The sequence below is a fragment of the Cochleicola gelatinilyticus genome (assembly GCF_001637325.1).
Lineage (GTDB): Bacteria > Bacteroidota > Bacteroidia > Flavobacteriales > Flavobacteriaceae > Cochleicola > Cochleicola gelatinilyticus.
This window is the reverse complement of the sequence record NZ_LRXL01000026.1, coordinates 197,106-224,071: the sequence shown is the minus strand read 5'-3', so window position 1 is coordinate 224,071 and position 26,966 is coordinate 197,106. Positions and strand designations below refer to the sequence as shown.

Below are 26,966 nucleotides of genomic sequence, written 5' to 3'. Positions count from 1 at the left end.
TGGTTTAAGATGTATGGTTTTCGAAATATTCGTAAGTAGCAATTTGTGAACGTACTTTTGGCTGATCGTTTTCTACAAATTTGTTTTTTTGTTCCGAATCGATAATGCGTGCTTTTACATTGTCGGCAAGCTGAATATCGATAAGTTCCCGAATTGTTTTTTTGTGGTCCTCATCATAAATAGGTGTTACTACTTCAATTCGGTGGCTTAAATTACGCTTCATCCAATCGGCAGAACCTATATAAATTAATTCTTCTCCTACATTTCCGAAAATATATACACGGCCATGTTCTAGAAAGCGATCTACAACCGAAGTAACTGTTATGTGTTCACTCTGCCCTTTAATGCCAGGAACTAAAGAACAGATACCTCTAATCAATAAACGCACTTTCACACCGGCATTACTCGCGCGATATAAAAGTTTGATCATGTCTTTATCCTCAAGGCTATTCATTTTAAGAATGATATAAGCCTCTTTCCCTTCGTTAGCTGCTTCGATCTCGTTATTTACCATTTCAGCAAATTTTACGCGCGTGGTAAATGGAGAGACTAATAAGCGCTTGGTCTTAGGAACAATGATCGTTCGGTCTAGTACTAAAAAGAGTTTGTTTAATTCTTTGGTAATCTTTTTATGAGCGGTCATTAATCCGAAATCCACGTAAAGTGTAGCGGTTTTCTCATTAAAATTACCAGTAGCGATATAGGCATATCGTTTTGTTTCATCCTCTACATTGCGTTCAATAAGGAGGATTTTAGAATGCACTTTAATATCTGGATAGCTATAAATAACATTTGCACCATTGTCTTCAAAAATAGCGCCCCATTTAAGGTTGTTGTTTTCGTCGAAACGGGCTTTAACTTCAATGAAAACCGTTACTTCAACTCCTTTTTTGGCTGCGAGAGCAATGGCATCATTTAAACGGGATTTTTCTGCAGCGCGATAAATGGTGATCTTTAATTTTGTGACCGTTGGATCTACAGCTGCCTCCTCCACTAATTGAATAATGGGTTCGAATGACTGATATGGATAGTGCAACAGTTGGTCCTTAGCTTCAATTGCTTCAAAAACTGTGTCGTAATTAGAAAGCATAGGATGCTCTAAAGGAGGGAGTTCTTTAATTGAAAGATCTTTATTTGTTGGATTTGGAAATGCAAAAAAGTCTTTAAAATTATGATACACACCCCCTTCAATAATATCGGTGTTATTTACATCCAACGCATTCTTTAATAACTCCTGAAATTTCTTTGGAATAGCAGGATCCATTAATACTCGGGTGGCTTGCCCAGTATTACGTTTTGGAAGCGATTTTTTAATCTTTTCCATTAAATTTCCCGAGAATTCATCTTCAATATACAATTCGGCATCGCGTGAAATCTTGATAGAATAAAAATTTAGATTCTCTTCTTTCTTGGGAGTTTGTTTTAAACTGTATTTTAAAACATCATCTATAAATGTGATGTAGTAATTTCCATTTTGCTTCGGAAACACAAAAAATCGAGGTTCTTCTTTCGGAATTTCTACGATTTTTAGCGTGTCTTCATTTTCAAATGCGGTAAGGTATAAGGCTTCGTTGCGAACAAAAATACTGTTCTTGTCTTTGGTGCTGTAATGTTCAATATTTAGTTTCGCCTTTAGAGTGTCTTCAAAATAGTTTTGAGCAACCAATTTCTGAGTGCTTGAAAATTGAGTATGATCGATAAGATGAATGCATTCCTTTTTTAACTGCGGAATGATTTCAGTTTTAAAAATTCTTCCAAATTCTTCTTGCTGAAGGTGAACTTGATGTTTAATTTCTTTTAAAACCTTATTGGGTTTAGTAATAAGCTTTTTTCTAAGAGGCTTTTCGATATTCTTAATTTGCCGAATGTCGGAAACACGAACTCTAAAAAACTCATCAAGATTAGAAGAAAAGATCGCCAAAAATTTAATGCGCTCGTATAATGGATTTTTCACATCGGATGCTTCTTGTAAGACCCGGTGATTAAATCGAAGCCAAGAAAGGTCCCGATGGTAGTATTTTGTGTTATAAAGTGATGCCATAGTCTGGTCGCAAAGAAAGGAAATTCAACGGCAACCCACTGTTTTGGAAATGTTAAGTTTTAGAAATCTTTTGGAAACTTAACCTCTTATATTATAGCTAAAACAACCCGTGAAGTTCGGCGTCGATCTTATTAATCACTTGTCCTAAATGTTCTGGATTATCAACAAAGTCTAAATTGTCAACATCGAGTATAATAATGTTTCCCTTATCGTAATTATGAATCCAAGCTTCGTAACGCTCATTTAATCGGCTTAGATATTCAATACTAATAGAATTTTCGTAATCGCGTCCCCTTTTGTGAATCTGGCTCACTAGATTTGGGATAGAACTTCGCAAATAAATTAGCAAATCGGGTCCTTCGGTGACACTTTCCATTAAATCGAATAACGACCGGTAATTTTCGTAATCTCGATTGGTCATTAATCCCATGGCATGAAGGTTGGGCGCAAAAATATAGGCGTCTTCATATATGGTTCGATCTTGAATAACATCTTTCCCTTTTTCGCGAATTTCCAATATTTGTCGAAACCTACTGTTTAAAAAATAGATCTGTAAATTAAAAGACCAACGCTCCATCTGATTGTAAAAATCATCTAAATACGGATTGTCTTCTACGTCTTCAAATTGCGGTTTCCATTTATAATGCTTCGCTAGTAAACGAGTGAGTGTTGTTTTTCCTGAGCCTATATTTCCTGCAATTGCGACGTGCATACAACTTACTTCTTTGGTTGAGTTATTGATAAAGTGTGGAGTGTTTTTCCGTCGTAAATATAGAGGAAATCCTGTGTTAGCTGCAAGTCTTTTATAGTGTTTTCGGAGACCGGAAGTTTTATTGGGGTGATTGTGTCTTCAGTAATAGTGTATAGTTGATTTTCTTTCAGGGCAATACGAGTTTCATTGTGTTGCACCACTTTTGTAAATCCGTTGTTATCTTTTTCTGAAAGTAAACTTCCGTAGACATTAAATGTTCTAAACTTAAATTCGGTTAGCGTAAAACAGTAATTGAAATTACTTGCTTGCGAGATCAGCTTTCCTTCAAAGGGTTGAGAAACCGTGGTTTTCCGGTTGTCTCTATAATTGTAAAGTTCTAGCTGTTGCGTATCTATATTGAAGATCCAAAGTCTGTTATTACCCGCATTCGTTGCAGTACTTACATTTATAAATTCTGGCAAATTATTGAAGCTTATACGCTCCATTTCACTTAGTTTATTATCGAGCAAGACCACAGTATTGGTATCTTCGTAAAAAACGACCACTTTTAACGGATTAATAATATCTACCGAAGTAATGGTGCCTAATTGTAGATCGTTAAAAACAAAAGAACCGTCGGGGCCTTCTTTGTGAAGTACAAAATCTTTGGTGTAATAGGTGTTGTTATAGGGGTCGATACCCACAAACGAATCGGCTATTAGTAGTGCTTCCGAGCCTTTTTCGAACGTTTGTGCCACGCAAAGTTGCGACACTAATAAGAGAATAAAGTAAATAGATTTCATACAGGAAGCAAGATACAAAAAAGGGGGGTGAGCTTTTTAATTTGAAACTATTAATTGTTTTCATAGTCTATTAAATAACTATAAACCATCTTTATGAAAACACAGTACATTAAATTTTGTTTGATTTTCCTTGGAATATTTTCCGCAAATGCCCAAGAGATAACAGGAATTGCAACCTATAAGACACACCTCAAAATCGATTTTCCGAAAGACAGTATCGTGAAACCTAGTGCTGCGCTCAATGATATTCATGCAAGTCTTTTGAAAGCGAATCAAAAAGAATACGCTCTTCATTTTTCTTCTTCAGAATCGTTTTACAAAGAAGTTGCAAAATTGACAGCCCCAACCGCCGGATCCTTGGGAATTATTTCCGGTATGTCTGTTGGAGGTTTTGATGAAACTTATAAAAACATCAAGGCAGCTCGTTATTTACGAGAAACACAGATTATGGGAAAAGAGTTTCTAATTGCAGATACGCTTCAGAAAAAAAACTGGGTGCTGGAAAAAGAGAGCAAAACAATTGGCGAATACGTTTGTTTTAAAGCGACTTTTACTGAAGAAGTAACAGTCGATAAATTTAATAGTAATTCTTCAATGTACGATGAAGTGAAAGAGATGCGAACCGTAGAAGCATGGTACACTCCGCAAATTCCCGTTGAACATGGTCCCGGCTTATTCTGGGGATTGCCTGGTTTGGTGCTAGAAGTGGCCGATGGAGATACTAAGATCCTGTGCTCTAAAATTGTATTAAATCCGAAAAAGAACATTGAGATAAACATTCCGAATAAAGGTACTAGAATAACGCAGGATGAGTTTGATAAGCTGAAAAAAAAGAAGTTAAGGGAGCAATTGGAATTTGCGAAGCAGCATTAATTTTTTCTGAAACCGAACCTTTTCAAAGTCACTTTAACCATTATTTATTTATTGACCTTGAAACAATAAAGATTAAGTGTCGTCTTTAAATTGAAATTTAATTTATATAGTATGAAAGCAAAATACTTCTTGTTTAGTTTTTTTTTCTTCGGAATAGTATCTGCCATCGCTCAAGATTTTAATGGAATTGCAACTTACAAAACACATCGTAGTGTCGATCTAAAAATGGACAGTACGCAAATGAATGTTGAAATGCAAGCCTCCTTACAAGCGCAACTACGTAAACAATTTCAGAAAGAATATACCCTTTCCTTTACACCTTCAGAATCTATTTATAAAGAAATAGAAAAATTAGACACACCCGCTCCTTCTTTAGGCGGTGGTATTACAATTACCGTAGGAGGTTTGTCTGATGTTCTATATAAAAACCTTAAAAATTCACAATACGCTCGGCAAACAGAATTCATAGGAAAAGAGTTTCTCGTAAAAGACTCTTTGGCTGTAGAAGATTGGGTGCTAGAGAAGGAAAGTAAAAATATTGGAGAATATATTTGTTTTAAAGCAACCCTAACCAAAGAGGTTACAGAAGAAACCTATAATAGTGAATTAGAGGACATCGAAATGGTTACTAAAACTCGTGTTACTACCGCCTGGTACACCCCGCAAATCCCCGTGCAAAACGGACCCGAAATGTACGGCGGACTTCCAGGTTTAATTCTAGAGATAAGTGAAGGAGACTATTCAATTTTGTGTACGAGAGTGACTTTAAATCCAAAAGAACCTTTAAAGATTGAGGTCCCAAAAAAGGGGAAAGAGATTAGTCAAACAAAATTTGATGTCATTAAAAAAGAAAAAAGCCGAGAAAGTATAGAAATGATGAAAAGTAACCGGAAATCGAACGATGGAAAATCATTTAGTATAAAGATAGGAGGTTAAATTTACTTTAAAAAATGTGCATGCCGATAAAACCTTCCGAAGAAATTAGAGTCAAAAACAATGTAACTTTATTTGCATTTTGCTACTAATAAGTGACTTTAAAATATAACTATGAAATTCTCACACCTTATACTACTATTTCTTTTTACAGCAACTTCGTTTGCACAAAATATTAGCGGGAAAGCCTACTACCAGTCTAAAACCACGGTCGATCTGGACGAATTTGGAAACCGGGAAATGACCGAGGACATGAAGAAAATGATCATGCAGCGTATGAAAAATTTTCTCGAAAAGACCTACATACTTACCTTCAATAATAACGAATCTATTTACAAAGAAGAAGAAAAACTGGAAGCAGGCGCAGGAAATGGAGGCTTCGGAATGATGATGGGAAGTTTTAGTCCTGGTGCGCAGTATAAAAACTTGGAGAAAAATCAAATTTTGGAAGAGCGTGAGTTCTTCGGAAAAGAATTTCTTATTAACGATACCATTACGAAATTGGATTGGGAGATTGGAAAAGAATCGAAAATGATCGGACAATATCTTGCTATAAAAGCTACTGCTGTAAAACAGATCGATGAAAACGATATAAGTATGGCTCGGCGACGTGGAAATAGAAAAGATGACGAGAATAAAGAAGGAGAAGTTGCAAAAGACAGTACGAGTTCAGAAGATCCGTTTGATCAAATAGAAGTGCCAAAAGAAATTCTGGTAACAGCTTGGTTTACGCCTCAGATCCCAGTAGGAAATGGTCCCGGTGAATACGCAGGTCTGCCTGGTTTGATTTTGGAATTAAATTTCTACCGAACTACTATTTTATGTTCTAAAATCGTATTAAATCCTAAAGAGGCAGATGCGATCGATGCTCCTACCAAAGGAAAAGAAGTATCTCGAATTGAATATAATAAGATCGTAAAAGAAAAAACCGACGAAATGCGAGCAAATTTCCGAGGACGAGGAGGTCGCGGCGGACGTTTTGGTGGATAAACCGATTAAAAAATACATTCTAAACTTTACTTAGCCCATATTCCGTTAGGGATTAACCAACCAATTGCATGAAAAATCTACTCTTAGTAACAGTGTTATTTGTTACGGCAATAGCTTCGGCCCAAAGCATAAAGGTGCGGGGCACCATTAAAGACAGTATTGGAGATCCTTTAGAATTAGCAAATGTTATTGCCACCGTTGAGGGGAGCGGCGATATCGAATCGTATGCGATTACCAATTATGAAGGAAGGTATCAATTAGATCTTCCAAAAAATGGGACGTATCTTTTAACAGCAAGCTTTTTAGGGTATGAAACAGTGAGAAAAACAGTGGTGATTCCTGAAGATGGCGAAGACAGGGAGGATCATTTTATTCTAAATTCACTTGCCGATGAACTAGAAGGTGTAGAGATTACCTACGAAATGCCTGTAACGGTTAGTGGAGATACTATATCGTATAATGCCGACTCTTTCAATACTGGAAATGAGCGTAAGTTGGGAGATGTAATGAAAAATTTACCTGGAGTTGAGGTAAATGAAGATGGAGAGATCGAAGTGGAAGGTAAGGCGGTAACAAAAGTTATGATCGATGGGAAAGATTTTTTCGATGGCGATTCAAAATTAGCTACTAAGAACATTCCTGCCGATGCGGTCGATAAGGTACAGGTACTTCGTAACTATAATGAGGTAAATCAAATGCGTGGATTGGGGAACGATCAAGACAATGTTGCGATCAATATCAAGCTAAAAGAAGGAAAGAAAAACTTTTGGTTTGGTGAGGTTACTGCAGGAGGCGGGGTTATTGGTGAAGACGAAGCTGGCTATCTGGCGCATCCAAAACTTTTTTATTACAGTCCGAAGTACAGTATTAATCTCATTACCGATTTCAATAATATTGGAGAAGTTCCCTTTACACCCCGGGATTATTTTAATTTCACAGGAGGTTTTAGAAACTTTAATCGCGGCGGTGGTACCACCTTTAATATTAGTGAAAGTGATCTTGGGTTTGCAGTAGCACAGAACAATCGCGCCAGTGAACTTGAATCAAAATTTATTGCAGGAAATTTTAGTTATGCAGCTTCAAAAACGTTAGATCTAAGTGGTTTTGCCATTCTTTCAGATAATAAAACGAATATTGTAAATAATAACATCCGGCAATTTATAGGAACGGGTACTACGGAAACTACAACGAGTACGAACGATCAACGAAGTCAGTTAGGAATGCTGAAACTAAGCAGTGTTTTTAAACCGAATGTAAACTTTCAGTTAGACTACGATGCTTTGATAAAATTGTCGAAACAAACTGAAGATGCTGGAACGCTTTCGATTGTAAATAGCTTTCCGAATGATATTTCCGAAGTAAAAGAAAACACTCCTGTTTCTATAAATCAGAACACCAACGCTTATTATACACTAGACGACAAGAATATTTTTGCGGGACAGCTTCAACATTTATATCAGAATGAAGACCCTTTTTATAATGCGATTCAAGATGCAATCCCATTTCCGGGCGTGTTCACACAGGGGGAAAATGGAGAGATTTTCGATCCTTTAGAAGCCTCAGACCGGTACAATATTAATCAGCGAAAAAAGGTTGTTTCCAATAAAATAGACGCAAAAATTGACCATTATTATGTGCTGAATAATACCAGTAATTTAAATTTTACTTTGGGAGCCACTTTAAGTTCACAGCAATTTGATTCGGGGATCTTTCAGATTTTAGATAATGGAACTACAAATACTTTTACAGAAGCCGATTTTAACAACGATGTTACCTATAATTTTAGCGACATTTTTCTCGGGGCACATTACAAAGTTAAATCGGGAGAGTTCATTTTCACTCCGGGACTCACACTGCACAATTACACATTAAAGAACGAACAACTAGGTACTACAGTGAAGCAAAACGACTGGAAAGTGCTTCCCGATGTAAATGTGATTTGGGAAATTAAAAAGAGTGAAAATTTACGTTTTAATTATTCGATCGCCGCGCAGTACACCGACATTAATGATTATGCACGTGCGTATGTTTTTAATGATTACAACAGATTATTCCGCGGAAATCGTAATTTGGAGAATGCTCTTTCACATAATTACAATCTAACCTATTTTAGTTTTAACCTTTTTAATTATACCAATGTAAGTGGTTCTTTAAATTATACACGCCGCATCGATGGATATAAAAATAATTCAAGAATAGAAGGGATTAGCCAAGTAGGAAGTCTGTTTAATATCGATAGTAATTTCCCTGATGAAACTTGGTCGGCTTTTGGAAGGTTCAGTAAACGCATCAAGAAATTACAATTCGCTATTAGCGGTAGTGTATCATTAAATACGTCGAACAACCTTATTAATGCTGATATTCGGGAAAGCAAAAATTTTACTCAGAATTATAATCCCAGTGTTCGTAGTAATTTTAAAGAGTGGCCTAACTTCGAAGTTGGGTACCGTTTAAATATTAATGAATACGAAAATGGAGGAACGGTGAATACTTTTTTCACCAACCGACCGTATGTAAATCTTGATGTTATTTTCTTAAAGGACTTTACATTAAATGCAGAATGGGATTACTATAAGTATACCAATAAAGCAAATACAGTAGATAACAGCTATTCGTTTGTAAATGCTAATTTGTATTATCAAAAAGGGGAAAGTCCGTGGGAGTTTCAGATTCAGGCGACTAACCTCCTAGATACAAAATCGATTAACAGTGATAGTTTTAATGAACAATTTAATACGACTTCGGAATATGCGGTGCTCCCTCGCATCCTTATGTTTGTGGTAAAATATGATCTTTAAAAGAAGACGAAGGAATAGAGATGAGGATGTAATTTGAGATGTAATAGAAAAGCCAACTAGTTCGCTACTGGTATCCTGAGCTTCTTGAAGGATTATTTGAAGTTTTAATGAAGAATGAATAAGAAATAATTAGGATGATTTGAAAACTTCTACATTAAATTATACCTTCATTATGGGAAGCTTCTCGAGGCACGCTATAAAAATCTGTTAACGACACCTGCTAACTGTGTTCATTTTGTACCTTTAATACTTCAAACCTTATTATTTCATAAAATGCGGAATATCCTCTTCGGAATTGTAATAGCCCTTATTATTGTTTTTGGACTCCGGTATTGTGAACATCAAAAAGATGAACGGGAAGTTCTAGAAGCTAATACAGCCCTTATTGAAAAGCAACTTAAAAACGTTGGTAAATTGATTGTTACCGAAGGTAATTATGCCCAAGTGTTTAGTTACAGCGACAGTAAAGACCTAATGATGGGATTGTTCGATGCGCGAAAAAAAGCATTGGTAGTGGTAAATGCCGAAGCATCGATCTCTTATGACCTAAGCCTGGTGGAAACCCAGATCGATGAGGTAAGTAAAACCGTAAGTATTGTTTCAATTCCCGAACCAGAACTTAAGATCAATCCCAATATTGAATATTACGATGTCACGCAGGATTATCTTAATCAGTTTAATGCAAACGATTATAATACTATCAAAAAACGCGTGGAGAACTCACTTCGTTCTAAAATTGAAGCTTCAGAACTGGTTACTAATTCACAAAATCGTCTGATTTCAGAATTACAGAAAATCTATATTCTTACCAATTCTATGGGTTGGACCTTACGATATCAAGGAGAACCTATGAAAGAAGAAGATGATCTTCAGAAAATAAAAATGTAATAGAATTTTTTTACTTTTAATGAGATCACTTCCCTATCCGTCCTCAAGGAGGAGGTTATTGTAAAGTCCTTAAGTGTTACAGGTTTTTTTACACGTACTTATTGCGATCCTCTTTCAACTTAAAACTATGAACACCTCCCTAATCCTCTTCAAGGAGGGAAATATTGCAACAATTATTTTGGGAGTAGAGGAGCGTTTTTTATCTTCAACTACCAACTACCAACTACCAACTACCAACTACCAACTACCAACTACCAACTACCAACTACCAACACTTTTAAATCATATACCGTTCTGCATGTCCATTGGTTACCAACCATTCATTTACGTCGAGATCGCCCAGCATGATATTTGCAAGATACCTTCCGTATTTTCCCTGTTTGTCTTTGAACGATCGAATCTGAACATCTTTATCTAAAATCATATCGCGCAGGATATCTCGAACGATTAGTCCCCGTTCCCGTTCTACTCCGCGAACTTCTGGTGTGTCAATTCCATAAAGGCGTAATTTCATTTCTTGGGTGTGGAGAAATCCTAAGTCGACTAATGCGGTCACGGTATCGCCATCGTACACGGCGATAATTTTTGCGTTGTAATGATACATACCAAAGGGTATTGAATAGAGGAGGAAATCTCTAAAGGTATAAAATATTTTGTAAACTCCTAATAAGTAGCTAGTTGTTTAGTTTTTTATAAAGCGACGCCCAGCCGCCACCATTCATAGCTTCCACACCACCGCCTTTTAAAATAGCGGCAGCACTTCCACTTCGTACTCCACTTGCACAACAAGTGATTACAGGTTTGTTCCATTTTTTTATTTCAGAAATTTTACCCTTTACTTGTTGCAACGGGATGTGTTTCGATCCCGGAATGGCACCGCTTTCATATTCACTCTTGCTGCGAACATCTAAAATCACTGCATCACGATCTTTAAAATCTTGAATCTTTTTTGTTTTGTTTCCGAAGAAAAAATCAAACAATCCCATAATTAATGCCCGAAAAGTCGGGTGCCTTTTATGCCTGTGAGTACAGGGCTTACATTAGTAAATGTATTTGTAAATCACCCCTCAGTTTTCACCACTGGTTGCTCTAGCAATGCTAACCCTCCATCGATAAGGTGTGCAATTTCGGGTCTTATTTCTTTTAGGTTACTTAAATAAGCGAACACACGATTCGAAAAATCAGAAGAATTAGATGTTGCCAATTCGTAAATTTCAAGAGGTAATAACCAATCGTTTGGATGTTCTTTTACTACCTTTTTAAATATATTCGATAAAGTAGTTTCATCTAAATGCTGTGTATCGGTAGATCGCTCATTTCTCAATCTTCGCACTTTTGCATACATATCGTTTAGGGCTTTTTCTCCTTCAGATAGTTCCATGCGAATGGTTTCACTCGACGGACTATGATGCACCAGATCGAACGATAAATAATCGGCAGCTCCGGCAAACGCCGAAACAATCTCTTTCCCTACGGCCATGTCGAAATCACCGTCTTTTGGAGAAAACAATATTTCATCTTTGTATGTGACCGTGCAATCGGTGAACTGAATCAACATTAACTCTCCTTTAATATTTCGCATCCCAGTAACGTTCATCCCTTTCACCTTAATACCGCTTTCAAACTCAAACTCGATCGGCTTTCCGTCGTAAAAATTATAGGCAGAAAGATCCCGAGGTCCCATATTTTCAATGGCAAGGTTGATGCCCTTCAGTTTGCCTAACGGACTCCTAAAACCATTTTGGTGACGCGAGATTCCATGCCCGATCACTTCCGTTTCCCGAAAAGCCAAAGCTGTTTTTCCTTCCGTTTCAAAATAAACTACTTCGTTATCTTCATTGCGGATCATTCGGGTAAAATTCCCTGTAATTTGTAATCCTGTGCTAATTTCGATCGTTCCCAATTGTTTCGAATCGATTAATTTTTGCAATCCGCGCCAGCCCCCTTTTCGAACTGCCATGGTATTTGCAAATTCCTCTAGTACTTCCTGTAGATATGCGAAATCGGGTGTGACATACAGTTGAGGTTGCGGTTTTGTGATATCAAAATCCTGATACGCAGCGTCGATCGAATAGGGAATCTTTTTAACTTCCTCTTTCATACACCATGTACTTTCTCCAATCGAAGAAAGCAAACCAGCACCATAAATTTTAGGATCTTCAACAGTTCCGACCATTCCATACTCCACGGTCCACCAGTGCAGGTTTCTAATTAGGGCGATTTCCGAAGGAACTACTTCTTTTTGTTGTAAGATTTCCACTTGGTCTTCTACGGCTTTAATTTGTTCTTTCGAACTACCTTCCGCTTCTTTCACAATGGAAAGTTCCCGAACCGCTTCGTACAATTCAAAATCATGAGCACTCGAAATTGCCTTCGCACCAATTTCTCCGAAACGTCGTAAATATTCTGCATAATCGGGGCTGGCAATAATTGGTGCATGCCCGGCTCCTTCATGAATAATGTCGGGAGCAGGGGTGTATTCAATGTTTTCTAATTGGCGAATATCACTAGCAATCACCAGCACTTTATACGCCTGAAATTCCATAAAGGCATTCGGCGGAATAAACCCATCAACAGCCACCGCTGCCCAGCCAATTTCCTTCAAAATACGGTTCATCCCATACATCGACGGAATCGTTTCGATCGAGATCCCCGTTTTTTGAAGTCCGTCCAAATAACTTTCATGCGCCACTTTACTAAGATAGTCCACATTTTTTCGCATCACATACCGCCACACCGCTTGGTTTATGGGCGTGTATTGTTCGTAATTTTGCGGTTTGATATACTGCTTTAAATGCGGCGGCAATCGGTCTAAAAGTTCATTGCTTTCAACAGGCTGTTTCATAGGTTCAAAAATACTATTTTTTGGGCGTTCCCCACCTACGCTTTCAAAAAAGAAAGCTTCGGTGGGTCGGGCTTTCCGCGCTACACGGTAGCTTGCTGCAATCCCTAACGCAGATTCCCAACGATAATTACTATCTTGCATTCCCATGAAAACCGGCACCCGAAAACAAGAGATCGTCCATGTAGCTTCCCAGCTCTTTAAAGAGAAAGGGTACAATGCTGTTTCTATGCGTGACATTGCCAAAGCATTAGGAATGAAAGCGGCTAGTTTGTACAATCATATTAGTGGAAAACAAGAGCTTCTTGCCACCCTTATCATGGAAGTTGCCTATGAGTTTACTTCCGGGATGGAAACGGTATTGCAGCAGCAATCATCACCTATTCAAAAGATTGAGCAGCTCATAGAAATTCACATCGATATTACCGTAAATTTTTCCGAAGGACTGGCAGCCCTTAACAACGATTGGATGCATCTTGAGAACGAAGATTTAAAAGCATTCGTTGCGATGCGGGAAAGTTACGAAGCGAATTTTAGAGACATCATAAAAGCAGGAATTGCTTCCGAAGAAATTAAACCACGACATCCAGAAGTAATCTTATTCTCGATGCTGTCAACCTTACGAACCTTGCATTTATGGTACGAAAAACGAGGTAAGCTCGATGTAAATATTCTTAAAAAGGATATGGTGGCGGTGTTGTTAAAAGGGATCGTGTAAAATCTTTACTTTAACCCTCAATAGGAGGGAGTAGAAGTTCTCCCCCTTGAGGGGGAGTTAGAGGGGGTGTTTTTTTTGTTTGGATAGTATTATTATTTTGAATAAAAAGAGTATATGAACACCCCACCCCAGCCCTCCCCTCGAGGGGAGGGGGAGAGTTAAATCCTCCCCATTGAGGGGGAGCTAGAGGGGGTGTTTTAACAGAATAAATTAATACTTGCAATTCTAACTAACAATCGTTAGTTTTGTGTTTAAAATACGACAAAAATCAAGTGGCTACATTCTATAAAATTAAGGTTAAAGACATTTACAAAGAGACCGACGATTGCTCGGTGATTACATTCGATGTTCCCGAGGAAGCGACATCAGATTTTCATTTTAGACAAGGGCAACACCTTACTTTAAAAGCAGATATTAACGGCGAAGACATTAGGCGTTCTTATAGTTTATGTTCAAGTCCGTTGGATAACGAATGGCAAGTTGCGGTAAAATTAATCCCAGAAGGTAAATTTTCCAGTTATGTGAATACAACCCTTAAAAAAGGAGATACATTGGAAGTGATGGCGCCTAGTGGTGCTTTTGGAGTTGAGGTGAATCCCGACACACATAAAAATTATCTGTTCTTCGCAGCGGGGAGTGGAATCACTCCAGTTTTATCAATGATTAAAACACATCTCGCCGCAGAGCCGAATGCAACTTGTAAGCTGTTTTATGTGAATAGAACAGCAAAATCCATTATCTTTAAAGAAGCACTGGAACAGCTTCGAAACACCTATTTTGGGCGTTTCGAAATATATTATTTCCTCACAAAAGAACGCCGCGATATCGAATTACTAAACGGCCGCTTCGATGATGAGAAGATGAAGGTGCTTACAAATACATTTATCGATATTCCCGATACCAGTGAAGTATTTCTTTGTGGTCCCGAATCGATGGTAAACTATGTAAGTGATTATTTGGTGAAAGCCGGCTTGCCAAAAGAATTAATTCATTTCGAATTATTTGTCACCGGACTTTCCGAAGAAGATAAAAAAAGAGCAGAACGACTGGCGAAGCAAAATGTTGAAGGAGTAGAAGTAACCATCGTGGATGGCGGGAAAGAATTCCAGTTCACCATGACCAAAGATTATGATAATATTTTAGATGCGGCACTTGGAGCAGGAGCCGACCTTCCTTTTGCCTGTAAAGGGGGCGTATGTAGTACCTGTAAGTGTCAAGTAGTTGATGGAGCGGTAGAAATGAAAATAAATTATGCTTTAGAAGAAAAAGAGGTGGCTCAAAACTTTGTATTAAGTTGCCAGGCAGTACCTACTTCCAATAAAGTAACAGTAGATTTTGATGTCTAATAGCATTGGGCTTATCGCCTAACGCTTAAAGCAAAAAATTATGAGCGAACATGAAGTTAAAAAATTAGAAGAGATTTTTGAAGCACGTATTGCACGTGATGAAAAAATAGAACCGAAAGATTGGATGCCTGAGAAATATAGGAAAACACACATCCGTCAGATGTCACAGCACGCCCACTCTGAAATTGTGGGAATGCTTCCAGAAGGAAACTGGATCACCAGAGCTCCTTCGCTTCGTAGAAAAGCAGCGCTACTTGCGAAAGTACAGGATGAAGCTGGACATGGATTATACCTGTATTCTGCCTGTGAAACATTAGGGGTTTCAAGAGACGAGCTATTTGAACAACTCCATAGCGGAAAAGCCAAATACTCTTCTATTTTTAATTACCCTACAGTCACTTGGGCAGACATGGGAGCGATTGGCTGGTTGGTCGATGGTGCTGCTATTATCAATCAAGTGCCGCTATGTAATACATCATTCGGACCCTATGCCCGTGCGATGGTGCGTGTGTGTAAAGAAGAAAGCTTTCACCAACGACAAGGATACGAAATCATGCTTACGCTTTGTAAAGGAAGTGAAGAACAAAAAGAAATGGCGCAAGATGCGTTAAATCGGTGGTGGTGGCCGAGTTTGATGATGTTGGGACCTACCGATGCAGAATCGGTTCATACCGAGCAATCCATGAAATGGAAACTGAAACGAAAGTCGAACGATGAGCTGCGACAACAATTTATCGATCAGACCGTGCCACAAGCAGATATTCTTGGATTAACTATTCCAGATCCAGACTTAAAATGGAACGAAGAAACAGGACATTACGACTTTGGAGAAATCGATTGGGATGAGTTCTGGCAAGTAGTGAAAGGTCATGGTCCTTGTAATAAAGAACGTATGAAGGCGCGCGTTGACGCTTGGGAAAACGGAGCTTGGGTACGAGACGCTGCCATGGCACATGCCGAAAAGAAACAAAAGAATTTAAAAGAAGCAATATAATCTGAATTATGAAAAAGAACTGGCCACTTTGGGAAATATTTGTTCGTAGTAAAAACGGACTCGAACACCGGCATTTTGGTAGCTTGCATGCTTCCGATGCTGAAATGGCGTTGGAAAATGCAAGAGATGTTTACACCAGACGAAACGAAGGTGTAAGTATTTGGGTCGTGGAAAGTAAAAATATTACGGCCTCAAATCCAGATGATAATGGTGAGTTATTCGAACCAGCACAGGATAAGGTGTACAGACATCCTACATTCTACGAACTACCAGATGATGTAAAACACATGTAATATATACTTGAACCTGAATTCTAAATCGAAGTTGAAAATTATGGAGGCTAAGAAATTTGATTTAAGTGACCGATTGGAGAATTTTGCTGCTTCAATAATTATACTTTACAGTAAAAAGCCACAGAGTTTTGCAGGAGAGTATTTAGCTAAACAATTATAAGGTCTTCTTGCTCGTAGCCGTTAAATTACGGAGAGGCTTTAGGAGCAGGAACAAGTAGAGATAAAGCCAATAAGTTGAGAATCTGCTTGAAAGAATTAAGGGAGAGTTTGAGGAACTTGAACATTCAATCCAAAGCAAATTTATTTTCAAAAGAAAATTTAATTCCTTTAAAAGATGAGAATGATCAACTAATACGAATTATTGTAACAAGAATTAAAAACATTAAATAAGAATTTCAACTTCAACTTCAATTTCAACTTCATGAATAACAATCTATATAACTACATTTTGGGAGTCGCAGACAATTCTCTAATATTGGCGCAACGCCTCGGTGAATTGTGTGGTCACGGCCCCACCCTTGAAACCGATATTGCACTCACCAATATTTCGCTCGATCTGTTGGGGCAAACTAGAAGCTATTACCAATATGCAGCGAAGATTAAAGGAGAGGATGCTACAGAGGACAGTATCGCTTTTCTCCGGTTAGAACGCGAATACAAAAATGTGCTGCTCGTTGAGCAACCCAATACGCACTTCGGATTTGTAATCGCACGTCAATTTCTATTCGATGTTTATCATTATATGATCATGCAACAGCTTCAGAACAGCAAAGATCTTAATCTGGCAGCAATAGCAAATAAGGGGATTAAGGAAGTGAGTTACCACAAACGCTTTTCTTCAGACTGGGTAAAACGTTTAGGGGATGGTACTTCAGAAAGCAATCAGAAAATTCAGGAAGCAATCGATGCCCTGTGGCGCTTTACCGACGAATTATTCGATATACTGGAAGCCGACCAAAAAATGATTAACGAGGGTGTTGCAGTTGATGTTTCAAAATTAAAAGCCGCCTATTACGAAGAAGTTTCCGAGGTATTAAAAGAAGCGAATATTCAAATTCCCGAGAGCAAGTACTTTACCAGAGGTGGAAAGAAAGGAATTCACAGCGAACATATGGGTTACCTTCTCGCAGACCTGCAATACATGCAGCGCACCTACCCAAATATGACGTGGTAATGAATTCTCAATTCTCAACTCTCAATGCATAATATTCATAGATATGGAAAGGAAATTCGATTTAGAGGAACGACTTATCAATTTCGCTGTGGAATGTATAAACTTGTTTATGAGAACTAACAAAAGCTATGCACTCGATCATTTGAGTAAACAACTTATAAGGTCATCTACTGCTGCAGCGCTGAATTATGGAGAAGTTCAGGGTGCCGAATCATCAAAGGATTTTATTCATAAAATGGGAATCGTTTTAAAAGAATTAAAAGAATCTAGAGTAAACTTAAAAATTCAAATAAAAGCTAACTTACTTACCGAGATAACAAAAGCCGAGTCTGTACTAAATGAATGTAAACAACTTGTAGCGATATTTTCAAAAAGCATTCAAACAGCAAAAGCAAAAAAATAATTTATTGACATTGAACATTGAACATTGAACATTGAGAATTGAATATTGAAAGTTTAAATATCGAATCACATTTAATTCCAACATTGGAAACCGTAAGCGATCCCGAAATTCCAGTGCTTACGGTATTAGACCTTGGGGTAATTCGCGAAGCCGTCGAAAAGGACGGAATCATTCAAATTAAATTAACCCCAACGTATTCCGGTTGTCCTGCGATGGACGTGATTAGCGACGATCTAAAAGCTGCCTTTGCAACAATTGGAAAAGAAGTTAATGTTGAGTTGGTCCTTGCACCCGCATGGTCTACCGATTGGATCAGTGAAGAAGGGCTTCAGAAAATGGAAGAATATGGCATTGCCAGACCGCTTTCAGAAACAGCCGATAAAGACGTATTGCTCGGACAAAAAAAATTAGTAAAATGTACCAATTGCGGAAGCACCAACACCCATTTGGTCAGTCAGTTTGGTTCCACGGCGTGTAAAGCATTATTCAAGTGCGACGATTGCCAAGAACCTTTCGACTATTTTAAATGTTTAAAATAACAAGGGCGTTACCATCTTATTTCTGAAATGAAATAAGAAGGTCGGGCTTTCGGCAGTCGCTTTCACTTTCGCCTCACGGCTTCAGTAAAGAGCTCCAACAAAGCCTCAATCCCTAACGCAAAAGAAAACTATTAACAAGAACAACAACCATGAAAAGCATTACCACCCACATAGAAAATAAGGTAGCAACCCTCACTTTAAACAGACCCGATAAGTTTAATAGTTTTAATCGTGAAATGGCGTTTTTATTGCAAGATGCATTAGATGCCTGTGAAAAGAACAGCGAAGTTCGGGCCATAATAATTATTGGGAACGGAAAAGCTTTTTGTGCCGGACAAGACATCGGCGAAATTACCGATCCCGATATCGATTTCGGATTTCAACAAATTCTCGACGACCATTACAATCCCATTGTACAACGAATTCGTACCATCAAAAAACCGGTGATTGCAGGCGTAAATGGAGTGGCAGCCGGAGCAGGAGCAAACATCGCTTTAGCCTGTGATGTGGTAATTGCTTCAGAAGCGGCGAGTTTTATTCAAGCATTCAGTAAAATAGGGTTAATTCCCGACAGTGGAGGAACCTTCTTTCTTCCACGGTTAATAGGGTTTCAGAAGGCCTCTGCCCTTATGATGTTAGGCGATAAAGTAACTGCTTCCGAAGCAGAAAAAATGGGTATGGTATACAAAGTAGCTTCCGTAGAAACGTTCGAAGAAGTTGTACATACAACCGCGTTAACTCTTGCAAACATGCCCACCAAAGCGTTGGGGCTTACCAAGCAGTTATTAAACCAATCCATGTCGAACGATTTTAATGCACAATTGGAGTTAGAATCGAAACTGCAAATCGAATCCGCACAAAGCGAAGATTACCAAGAAGGGGTTTCAGCGTTCGTAGCAAAAAGAAAACCAGAATTTAAAGGAAACTAATTATGATTCATAAAGTAGGAATTATTGGCTCTGGAACTATGGGAAGCGGCATTGCACAAGTAGCTGCTACTGCAGGATGTGCGGTAAAGTTATACGATGCAAATACCGAAGCACTCGACAAAGCCAAAACGTCTTTAAAAAAAATATTAAATCGGTTGATAGAAAAAGGCCGTATCGACGAAGCAGAAAAGTCCAGGATCCAATCGAACATTCAGTATGTATCTTCTTTAAAGGACTTAAGCGATTCAGAACTAACCATCGAAGCCATTGTTGAGAACATAGAAATTAAAAAGAAAGTCTTTCAAGAACTCGAAAGCTATGTGTCTAAAAAAACAATTATTGCATCAAATACGTCATCACTTTCTATCGCATCGATTGCTTCTGCACTAAAAAAACCGAGTCGTTGTATCGGAATACATTTCTTTAATCCAGCACCATTAATGAAGTTGGTGGAAGTAATTCCTGCCATTCAAACTTCCGATAAAGTGCGACGCAAAACAGCAGAAAATATTAAGAATTGGGGCAAAACCGTTGCCCTTGCTAAAGATACTCCAGGGTTTATTGTAAATCGCGTAGCGCGCCCTTTCTATGGAGAATCGCTTCGTATCTATGAAGAAGGAATCGCCGATTTTGCTACCATAGACTGGGCGATGAAACGGCTGGGAGGATTTAGAATGGGCCCCTTTGAATTGATGGATTTTATTGGAAATGATGTAAATTATGTAGTGACCGAAACTGTTTTCGAAGCTTTTTATTACGACCCCAGATACAAGCCTGCATTTACCCAAAAACGCTTTGCCGAAGCTGGATATTTAGGGAGAAAAAGTGGGAAAGGATATTATGATTATTCTGAAAAGGCAAGCAAACCGCAACCTAAAGAAGATGTGGCGCTGGCACAAAAGATCTTCGATCGGGTGTTGGTCATGCTCATTAATGAAGCAGCCGACGCGTTATTTTGGCAAGTCGCTTCCGAAGAGGATATCGATAATGCAATGACCAAAGGCGTTAATTATCCAAAAGGATTATTAGCATGGGCAAACGAAAAAGGAATCGATTGGTGCGTCGAAATATTGGATGCACTCTATAATGAATATCATGAAGAGCGGTATCGATGCAGTCCGTTGTTACGAAGAATGAATGCAAATAATGAGACATTTTTTAGGGATAAGCTGTGATATTAACTCAAAGCTTTTTTTAAAAAGAATTAATAATTAGAAATGAAAAATCTTAAACCTCAGACCGCACACCTTAAGCCTGAAGCAATTCCGTACAAAATGCTCTCACAAGATGCGTTTAGCCAATGGTTGGGCATCGAAATTCTCGAATGCGAACGGGGCCGGTGTAAAGTCGGTATGACCATTCGCAACGAAATGCTGAATAGTATGGGAAAAGCTCACGGAGGAATAAGTTATGCACTTGCCGATACCGCTTTCGGATTCTCTGCCAATACGCACGGAAAATACGCTGTCTCTATCGACACTTCGATCAATCACATTGAAGCGTTGGAAGAAGGAGATTACCTTACAGCAGAAGCGACGCTGGATCTGCAAAAAACGAAGGTCGGATTTAATATTGTAGAGGTAAAAAGAGGGGAAGAACTGGTAGCATTATTTAAAGGTGTCGCCTACAGAACAGGCAAAGACTGGGAAGAATAAAAAAATACGATGGCAAATGTCGATGTTATTATTTCAAGTCGTCATTCGTTAATTTAAAAATACAATTATGAAACAAGCATATATAGTAGACGGAATACGAACTCCAATCGGGAATTACAAAGGATCTTTAAGTACCATTCGTACAGACGATTTGGGCGCACTAGTGATTTCTGAAATTGTTAAAAGAAATCCGAATATCCCAAAAGAAGCTTATGACGATGTGATCATGGGATGCGCCAATCAAGCCGGAGAAGACAATCGGAATGTTGCACGAATGTGTTCATTACTGGCAGGATTGCCATTTACGGTACCGGGAGAAACCGTGAATAGACTATGCAGCAGTGGGTTATCAGCGATTATTCATGCGAACCGAGCCATCAAAGCTGGGGACGGAGAGCTATTTATTTCTGGTGGTGTTGAGAACATGACGAGAGGCCCCTATGTAATAGCAAAGCCTTCAAGTGCCTTCGGAACAGATGCCAAAATGTACGATAGCAGTTTCGGATGGAGATTCGTTAACCAAAAAATGCACGACATGTATGGTACCGACGGCATGGGGAATACAGCCGAAAATCTGGTAGAAAAACACAATATTACTCGTGAAGATCAAGATGCCTTTGCGTATCACAGTCAGATGAAAGCTTCTGAAGCCCAAAAAAACGGACGTCTAGCCAAAGAGATCATACCGGTTGAAATCCCACAACGTAAAAAAGACCCCATCATTTTTAAAGATGATGAGTTTATAAAACCCGGTACTACAAAAGAAATTTTAGGAAAATTACGCCCTGCTTTTAAAAAAGACGGGAGTGTTACCGCGGGTAATAGTTCTGGATTGAATGATGGAGCCGCAGCTACGATCATTGCTTCCGAAGAAGCCGTTAAGAAATATAATCTAAACCCGTTAGCGCGAATTGTAAGTTCTGCCGTAGTAGGGGTGGAACCCAGAATTATGGGAATTGGTCCCGTAGCAGCTTCTAACAAAGCGTTAGAAAAAGCAGGCTTAACAATGAAAGATATGGACGTAATCGAACTTAATGAGGCATTCGCATCGCAGGCATTAGCGTGTATTCGTGAGTGGGGGTTGCAGGATGACGACCCGAGAATTAATCCCAATGGTGGATCCATCGCTATAGGTCATCCGCTAGGTGTTACTGGTGCACGATTGGCATATTCGGCAGCGTTGGAATTAAAAGAACAAAATAAAAAATACGCCTTAATCACGATGTGTGTGGGTGTAGGACAAGGATATGCTGCGATTATTGAGAATATGAATAGCTAAAAGGCAACGAATGTAAATTACATACACATTTATTATATTTACATTTTATAAATATATTATGGCAACATTTACATCTTCTTTACCAGACGAAGTATTAGATCAATTAGCGCAGGCAGCTAAAGACCTTAAGCTTCCAAAAAATAAAATAATAGAGAGAGCTCTAAGTATATATTTAGAGCAATTAGACAGAGCCGCTTATGCAAAATCGTATAAAAAAATGGCGAACGATCCAGATATGTTGGCTATGGCAGAGGAAGGAATGGAAACATATTGCCGAATGTTGAATGAAGCAGATAAAGAATGAAAAAAGGGGATGTGTATGAGGTGTTTTTAGATCCTACACTTGGTAGTGAACAATCAGGTAGGCGTCCAGCTGTAATTATTTCAGGAGATCTGGCGAACACGAATCTTAATACAGTAATTGTGGTTCCGTTTACTACCAAGCTCAAGAAATATCATAACAACTTAATTCTGAATCCAAACAAAAAAAACGGACTTTCAAAAAAGAGTGAAGCAATGCCTATCCATATTCGCTCACTCGCTAAAGAAAGATTAAAAGTAAAAATAGGTACATTGACTGTTTCAGAAATGAATAAAATTATTGACGGTTTAGAAAAAATTATAAAATATTAAATAATGCCTTATACGGTTCCGAAAGAGAACATTAAAGGCAAGCAAGCGCAGAGAAACGATGCAAAAAACACAACACTACGTATTAGGACAATGGACAGATGGTAAGGGTGAAGGAAGTCCGATTTTAGACTCGGTAACCGGTGAACATTTTACAAGTGTAACTACCGAAGGACTCGACATCCCGGAAATATTACAATACGGACGCACACAGGGAAATGCACTTCGTAATATGACATTCCAGGAGCGTGGAAACAGGATTAAAAGCCTCGCACTATACCTTACAAAACGAAAGCAACAATTTTACGAAATCAGTTATAGAACAGGTGCCACCAAGATCGATAGTTGGGTTGATATTGAAGGAGGCTTCGGTAATCTTTTTGCCAATGCATCCCTTCGGAAACTGTTTCCCAATCAGTCGTATCACGTTGAAGGCGACCCGATCGATCTTTCCCGTGGAGGGCGGTTTATGGCACATCATATCATGGTGCCCCGCGAAGGAGTTGCTGTACATATCAACGCTTTTAACTTCCCTGTCTGGGGAATGCTTGAAAAATGCGCTGTAAATTGGATGGCAGGAATGCCCGCAGTAGTGCTACCTGCACCTCAAACAGCTTATTTAACGGAAGCCGTTGTAAAAGAAATAATAGCCTCCGGAATCCTGCCGGAAGGTTCTTTGCAACTTATTAGCGGTACCGCTAAAAATATTTTAGATACTGTTGAATCGCAAGACGTGGTCACCTTTACAGGGTCTGCCAGCACAGGAAGAATACTAAAACAACATCCAAGGCTTATTGAAGAATCGGTGCCATTCACCATGGAAGCCGACTCTCTTAATGCCGCTATTTTAGGAGAAGATGCAGTACCTGGGACACCAGAATTTGACCTTTTTATTAAAGAAGTTCGAAACGAAATGACAGTAAAGTGCGGACAAAAATGTACTGCGATTCGAAGAATTATTGTGCCCGCTAAGCTCATTGAAGATGTACAGATCGCCCTCGGAAAGCAACTCGATAAAGTGACCATTGGTGATCCCCGATTAAAAGAGGTGCGCATGGGGGCATTGGTAAATGATGCTCAGCGAAATTCAGTAAAAGAACAAATTGAAAAGATCAGCAAATCTGCCGAGATTGTGTATGGTGATTTCGAAACAGCAAAAACCATTGGTGCAGATGCAACGAAAGGAGCGTTTATGAAACCTATTTTGCTAAGGGAAGACAATCCGTTACAAAATGAAGCAGCACATATTACTGAAGCATTTGGCCCCGTAAGCACGTTAATGCCGTACGATTCTTTAGAAGAAGCCATTCAACTTTCAAAAATGGGAAAAGGTTCTTTGGTAAGTTCGATCGTGACAAACGACAATGCCATCGCAAAAGAGTACACTATTTCAGCAGCAACCCATCATGGACGTATTTTAATTCTGAATCGAGAAAGCGCCAAGCAAAGCACCGGTCATGGTTCGCCATTGCCTAATTTAATTCACGGTGGACCGGGACGTGCCGGTGGTGGAGAAGAAATGGGAGGAATGCGTGGTATTAAACATTATTTACAACGCTGTGCAATTCAGGGGTCGCCAACGACTTTGACGGAAGTTACGGGTATTTACCAACCGAAAGCAGCCTACAAAAATACGGAAGATCACCCGTTCGCCTATCATTGGGAAGATATCCAACCAGGAATGTCACTTAAAACCCATAATCGTACCATCACCGATACCGATATTATTAACTTCGGAAACCTTACGTGGGATCATTTTTATGCACATACCGACATTACCTCCCTTGACGGAAGCATTTTCGAAAAGCGAACCGCCCATGGTTATTTTATCATTGCAGCGGCAGCAGGATTATTTGTTTATCCCAATAAAGGTCCGGTAGCAGCAAACTACGGATTAGAAGAATGCAGATTCTTACGACCTGTGTATCACAACGACACGGTGTATGTACGATTAACGTGTAAACAAAAAATAGATCGCGATCAACGAGGTGCCGAATTACCTTCAGGAATCGTGAAGTGGTATGTTGAGGTGTTCGATGCAACTATAGACGAACATTCTTCAGAAGAGGAGAAAGAACAGGAGTTGCTCGCGGTGGCAACGATCTTAACGATGGTTCAGAAAAAGCAAACGGTTTTTACTGAAATGACTTCGGAAACTATTAAGAAATGCCTAAGTCGCCTTACTGAAGATACAAAACCAAAATGGGGTGTGTTAACCGCGCAGCACATGATCGAACACTTAGAACAAACCTACCGAATCGCTTCGGGAGAATTACAGGATTTCGATGTTGCTACGCCCGAGAAATACCTTCAGAAAACGTACGAATCATTATACAATTACGAGCCTTTTCCGAAGAACACCAATTTTCCGTTATTAGAAAAGGGAATTCTGGCAGACTTACAGCATCCTGATCTCGACACCGCTAAAACGAAATTTCTGGAAGCAAGAATAGAATATATGAGGTATTTTAAAGAAAATCCTGAATCAAAACTAAACAATATAGTTTTTGGAGAATTAGATAAATTCGAGTGGTATTTGCTCGAACGAAAGCATTTAAATCATCATTTTGAGCAATTTGGGCTATTGGACTAAATTGATCAAAATTCCCAAATTAGGAACTGAAGCAAAGTTTAATAATTAAAAAGATTCCCCTTCGCGGGAAGTAACCATGACAGCACCTTACGTAAAACAAAATATAGAAAACGGAATAGCAACGATCGAATTTTTTCATCCAGCGCACAACAGCCTGCCTGGAGATATTCTGGCAAAACTAGCGAATACGATCACGGAAGCTGGTGAAAATGAAGCCGTAAAAGTAATTGTCCTAAAAAGTGGTGGAGAACGTACTTTTTGTGCCGGAGCCAGCTTTAAAGAATTGATCAATATCAACGATGCAGAAACTGGAAAAGTCTTTTTTAGTGGTTTTGCGAACGTGATTAATGCGATGCGTAAATGTCCCAAGTTTATTATTGGTCGTATTCAGGGTAAAACCGTTGGAGGTGGCGTTGGAGTAGCTTCAGCAACCGATTATTGTATGGCGACAAAATTTGCAGCGATTAAACTAAGTGAATTGAATATCGGTATCGGACCCTTCGTTGTAGGACCTGCGGTAGAACGCAAATTAGGACTTAGTGGAATGTCACAAATAGCCATCGATGCGAATAGTTTTTACGATGCCGAATGGGCGCGACAAAAAGGATTGTACGCAAGTGTCCACGAATCAACCGAAGCATTGGATGTAGCGGTTCAAGCATTTGCTGAAAACCTTTGCAAGTACAATCCGGAAGCCATGAAAGAAATGAAAAAGATCATGTGGCGTGGTACCGAAGATTGGGATACATTGCTAGCCGAAAGAGCTGTGATTAGCGGAAAACTAGTACTTAGTGAATTTACAAAAGAAACATTGAAGCGGTTTAAATAATATATGAGCTTGAACATCCCTCTAAATCTCCCTTCAAAGGGAGACTTGTAACACCTCCTCTTGGAAGGGGAGGATGGGTGGGGATGTTCTGCCAGAAGTTTACTAAAATGATATACTCTTTTAAAGGACACATACCAGTAATTCACGAATCAAGTTTTGTGCATCCGCTTGCGGCTGTTACGGGGAATGTGATTATTGGCAAAAATTGTTATGTTGGTCCCGGGGCTGCAATTCGCGGCGATTGGGGTGAGATTATTTTGGAAGATGGAGTAAATGTGCAGGAAAATTGTACGGTACATATGTTTCCGGGGAAATCGATTGTCTTGAAAGAGGGAGCACATGTAGGGCATGGAGCGATTATTCACGGAGCAAATTTAGGACGTAATTGCCTTATCGGAATGAATAGCGTGATCATGGATGATGCTGAAATAGGAGAAGAGTGTATTGTAGGGGCGATGGCATTTGTAAAAGCAGAAACGGTATTTCTGAAGCGTCAGTTGATTGTTGGGAATCCGGCGAAAGCGATTAAAGAGGTTTCAGAAGAGATGATCGCATGGAAAACGGCCGGAACAAAATTGTACCAACAATTGCCTTCAGATTGTCATGAAAGTTTACAAGAAGTGGAGCCGTTGCGTAAGCTTCCGAAGCACAGACCTGTACAAGAAGATTTTTACAAGACGTTGCAGGAAATGAAAACAAACAATAAAGAATAACGAGAAAAGACG

General features: G+C 38.9%; 28 protein-coding genes. 22 read left to right on the top strand and 6 right to left on the bottom strand.

The features are described from left to right. Positions 1 to 4: 4 nt before the first annotated feature. The 3 genes from ppk1 to ULVI_RS02950 all read right to left on the bottom strand — a co-directional run bounded on the left by ppk1 (position 5) and on the right by ULVI_RS02950 (position 3,535). A complete protein-coding gene (ppk1, locus tag ULVI_RS02960) occupies positions 5 to 2,041 on the bottom strand; it encodes a polyphosphate kinase 1 (RefSeq protein WP_068589621.1) in 2,037 nt (678 codons plus the stop codon). A gap of 97 nt (positions 2,042 to 2,138) precedes the next feature. Continuing rightward, the gene (locus ULVI_RS02955; RefSeq protein WP_068589620.1) at positions 2,139 to 2,753 is read right to left on the bottom strand and encodes a deoxynucleoside kinase; all 615 of its coding nucleotides are present in this window, start codon (positions 2,751 to 2,753) and stop codon (positions 2,139 to 2,141) included. A 5-nt stretch (positions 2,754 to 2,758) separates the two neighbouring features. Continuing rightward, positions 2,759 to 3,535 carry a hypothetical protein gene (locus ULVI_RS02950; protein ID WP_068589619.1) on the bottom strand — a complete coding sequence of 259 codons (777 nt, stop codon included), beginning with the start codon at positions 3,533 to 3,535 and terminating at the stop codon, positions 2,759 to 2,761. Positions 3,536 to 3,628: 93 nt separating this feature from the next. On the opposite strand from ULVI_RS02950, the gene ULVI_RS02945 reads away from it, so the two are divergent. The 5 genes from ULVI_RS02945 (at position 3,629) to ULVI_RS02925 (ending at position 10,017) form a co-directional block, all read left to right on the top strand. Beyond that, positions 3,629 to 4,408, top strand: coding sequence for a GLPGLI family protein (locus tag ULVI_RS02945; protein ID WP_068589618.1), 780 nt, complete (start codon positions 3,629 to 3,631; stop codon positions 4,406 to 4,408). Positions 4,409 to 4,519: 111 nt separating this feature from the next. Continuing rightward, the gene (locus ULVI_RS02940; RefSeq protein WP_068589615.1) at positions 4,520 to 5,344 is read left to right on the top strand and encodes a GLPGLI family protein; all 825 of its coding nucleotides are present in this window, start codon (positions 4,520 to 4,522) and stop codon (positions 5,342 to 5,344) included. A gap of 111 nt (positions 5,345 to 5,455) precedes the next feature. Further along, positions 5,456 to 6,331 carry a GLPGLI family protein gene (locus ULVI_RS02935; protein ID WP_068589612.1) on the top strand — a complete coding sequence of 292 codons (876 nt, stop codon included), beginning with the start codon at positions 5,456 to 5,458 and terminating at the stop codon, positions 6,329 to 6,331. A gap of 68 nt (positions 6,332 to 6,399) precedes the next feature. Beyond that, positions 6,400 to 9,129, top strand: coding sequence for a TonB-dependent receptor (locus ULVI_RS02930; protein WP_068589607.1), 2,730 nt, complete (start codon positions 6,400 to 6,402; stop codon positions 9,127 to 9,129). 273 nt (positions 9,130 to 9,402) lie between these two features. After that, positions 9,403 to 10,017, top strand: a complete 615-nt coding sequence (locus ULVI_RS02925; protein ID WP_068589605.1) for a DUF4230 domain-containing protein — start codon at positions 9,403 to 9,405, stop codon at positions 10,015 to 10,017. A gap of 277 nt (positions 10,018 to 10,294) precedes the next feature. On the opposite strand, the gene ULVI_RS02920 is transcribed toward ULVI_RS02925, so the two are convergent. From ULVI_RS02920 to ULVI_RS02910, 3 genes are all read right to left on the bottom strand, one after another. After that, positions 10,295 to 10,621: a thermonuclease family protein gene (locus ULVI_RS02920; protein ID WP_068589602.1), complete on the bottom strand. Its 327-nt coding sequence runs from the start codon at positions 10,619 to 10,621 to the stop codon at positions 10,295 to 10,297. A 70-nt stretch (positions 10,622 to 10,691) separates the two neighbouring features. After that, positions 10,692 to 11,003, bottom strand: a complete 312-nt coding sequence (locus ULVI_RS02915; protein WP_068589599.1) for a rhodanese-like domain-containing protein — start codon at positions 11,001 to 11,003, stop codon at positions 10,692 to 10,694. A 74-nt stretch (positions 11,004 to 11,077) separates the two neighbouring features. Further along, positions 11,078 to 12,862, bottom strand: coding sequence for an aromatic amino acid hydroxylase (locus ULVI_RS02910; RefSeq protein ID WP_068591333.1), 1,785 nt, complete (start codon positions 12,860 to 12,862; stop codon positions 11,078 to 11,080). Positions 12,863 to 13,007: 145 nt separating this feature from the next. Between ULVI_RS02910 and ULVI_RS02905 the strand changes: the two genes are divergently transcribed. The 17 genes from ULVI_RS02905 (at position 13,008) to ULVI_RS02820 (ending at position 26,954) form a co-directional block, all read left to right on the top strand. Next, positions 13,008 to 13,577 carry a TetR/AcrR family transcriptional regulator gene (locus ULVI_RS02905; RefSeq protein WP_068589596.1) on the top strand — a complete coding sequence of 190 codons (570 nt, stop codon included), beginning with the start codon at positions 13,008 to 13,010 and terminating at the stop codon, positions 13,575 to 13,577. A 272-nt stretch (positions 13,578 to 13,849) separates the two neighbouring features. Further along, positions 13,850 to 14,923 (top strand): 2Fe-2S iron-sulfur cluster-binding protein, encoded by a 1,074-nt coding sequence (locus ULVI_RS02895; protein ID WP_068589590.1) that lies wholly within the window; start codon positions 13,850 to 13,852, stop codon positions 14,921 to 14,923. Between the two features lie 40 nt (positions 14,924 to 14,963). Then, positions 14,964 to 15,917 (top strand): 1,2-phenylacetyl-CoA epoxidase subunit PaaA, encoded by a 954-nt coding sequence (paaA, locus tag ULVI_RS02890; protein WP_068589584.1) that lies wholly within the window; start codon positions 14,964 to 14,966, stop codon positions 15,915 to 15,917. An 8-nt stretch (positions 15,918 to 15,925) separates the two neighbouring features. Further along, the gene (gene paaB / locus ULVI_RS02885; protein WP_068589581.1) at positions 15,926 to 16,210 is read left to right on the top strand and encodes a 1,2-phenylacetyl-CoA epoxidase subunit PaaB; all 285 of its coding nucleotides are present in this window, start codon (positions 15,926 to 15,928) and stop codon (positions 16,208 to 16,210) included. Positions 16,211 to 16,444: 234 nt separating this feature from the next. Further along, entirely contained in the window at positions 16,445 to 16,600 is a 156-nt protein-coding gene (locus ULVI_RS15635) for a four helix bundle protein (protein ID WP_241780949.1), read from the top strand. A gap of 31 nt (positions 16,601 to 16,631) precedes the next feature. Next, positions 16,632 to 17,384, top strand: a complete 753-nt coding sequence (paaC, locus tag ULVI_RS02875; RefSeq protein WP_068589579.1) for a 1,2-phenylacetyl-CoA epoxidase subunit PaaC — start codon at positions 16,632 to 16,634, stop codon at positions 17,382 to 17,384. Between the two features lie 43 nt (positions 17,385 to 17,427). Continuing rightward, positions 17,428 to 17,787: a four helix bundle protein gene (locus ULVI_RS02870; protein ID WP_068589576.1), complete on the top strand. Its 360-nt coding sequence runs from the start codon at positions 17,428 to 17,430 to the stop codon at positions 17,785 to 17,787. Positions 17,788 to 17,825: 38 nt separating this feature from the next. After that, a complete protein-coding gene (gene paaD / locus ULVI_RS02865; RefSeq protein WP_068589573.1) occupies positions 17,826 to 18,326 on the top strand; it encodes a 1,2-phenylacetyl-CoA epoxidase subunit PaaD in 501 nt (166 codons plus the stop codon). 149 nt (positions 18,327 to 18,475) lie between these two features. Then, entirely contained in the window at positions 18,476 to 19,255 is a 780-nt protein-coding gene (locus tag ULVI_RS02860) for an enoyl-CoA hydratase-related protein (RefSeq protein WP_068589570.1), read from the top strand. Positions 19,256 to 19,257: 2 nt separating this feature from the next. Next, positions 19,258 to 20,430: a 3-hydroxyacyl-CoA dehydrogenase NAD-binding domain-containing protein gene (locus ULVI_RS02855; RefSeq protein WP_068589567.1), complete on the top strand. Its 1,173-nt coding sequence runs from the start codon at positions 19,258 to 19,260 to the stop codon at positions 20,428 to 20,430. A 42-nt stretch (positions 20,431 to 20,472) separates the two neighbouring features. Beyond that, complete coding sequence (locus ULVI_RS02850; protein WP_068589564.1) at positions 20,473 to 20,910, top strand: PaaI family thioesterase; 438 nt, start codon at positions 20,473 to 20,475, stop codon at positions 20,908 to 20,910. A gap of 67 nt (positions 20,911 to 20,977) precedes the next feature. Then, positions 20,978 to 22,189, top strand: a complete 1,212-nt coding sequence (gene pcaF / locus ULVI_RS02845) for a 3-oxoadipyl-CoA thiolase (protein ID WP_068589561.1) — start codon at positions 20,978 to 20,980, stop codon at positions 22,187 to 22,189. A 58-nt stretch (positions 22,190 to 22,247) separates the two neighbouring features. Further along, positions 22,248 to 22,493: a ribbon-helix-helix protein, CopG family gene (locus ULVI_RS02840; protein WP_068589557.1), complete on the top strand. Its 246-nt coding sequence runs from the start codon at positions 22,248 to 22,250 to the stop codon at positions 22,491 to 22,493. Beyond that, positions 22,490 to 22,822 carry a type II toxin-antitoxin system PemK/MazF family toxin gene (locus ULVI_RS02835; RefSeq protein WP_068589555.1) on the top strand — a complete coding sequence of 111 codons (333 nt, stop codon included), beginning with the start codon at positions 22,490 to 22,492 and terminating at the stop codon, positions 22,820 to 22,822. Before ULVI_RS02840 ends, ULVI_RS02835 begins: the two co-directional genes overlap by 4 nt. A gap of 58 nt (positions 22,823 to 22,880) precedes the next feature. Then, positions 22,881 to 25,412 (top strand): phenylacetic acid degradation bifunctional protein PaaZ, encoded by a 2,532-nt coding sequence (gene paaZ, locus ULVI_RS02830; RefSeq protein WP_068589552.1) that lies wholly within the window; start codon positions 22,881 to 22,883, stop codon positions 25,410 to 25,412. A 76-nt stretch (positions 25,413 to 25,488) separates the two neighbouring features. Continuing rightward, positions 25,489 to 26,241 (top strand): enoyl-CoA hydratase/isomerase family protein, encoded by a 753-nt coding sequence (locus ULVI_RS02825; RefSeq protein WP_068589550.1) that lies wholly within the window; start codon positions 25,489 to 25,491, stop codon positions 26,239 to 26,241. Positions 26,242 to 26,348: 107 nt separating this feature from the next. Then, positions 26,349 to 26,954: an acyltransferase gene (locus ULVI_RS02820; RefSeq protein WP_068589547.1), complete on the top strand. Its 606-nt coding sequence runs from the start codon at positions 26,349 to 26,351 to the stop codon at positions 26,952 to 26,954. Positions 26,955 to 26,966: the final 12 nt, after the last annotated feature.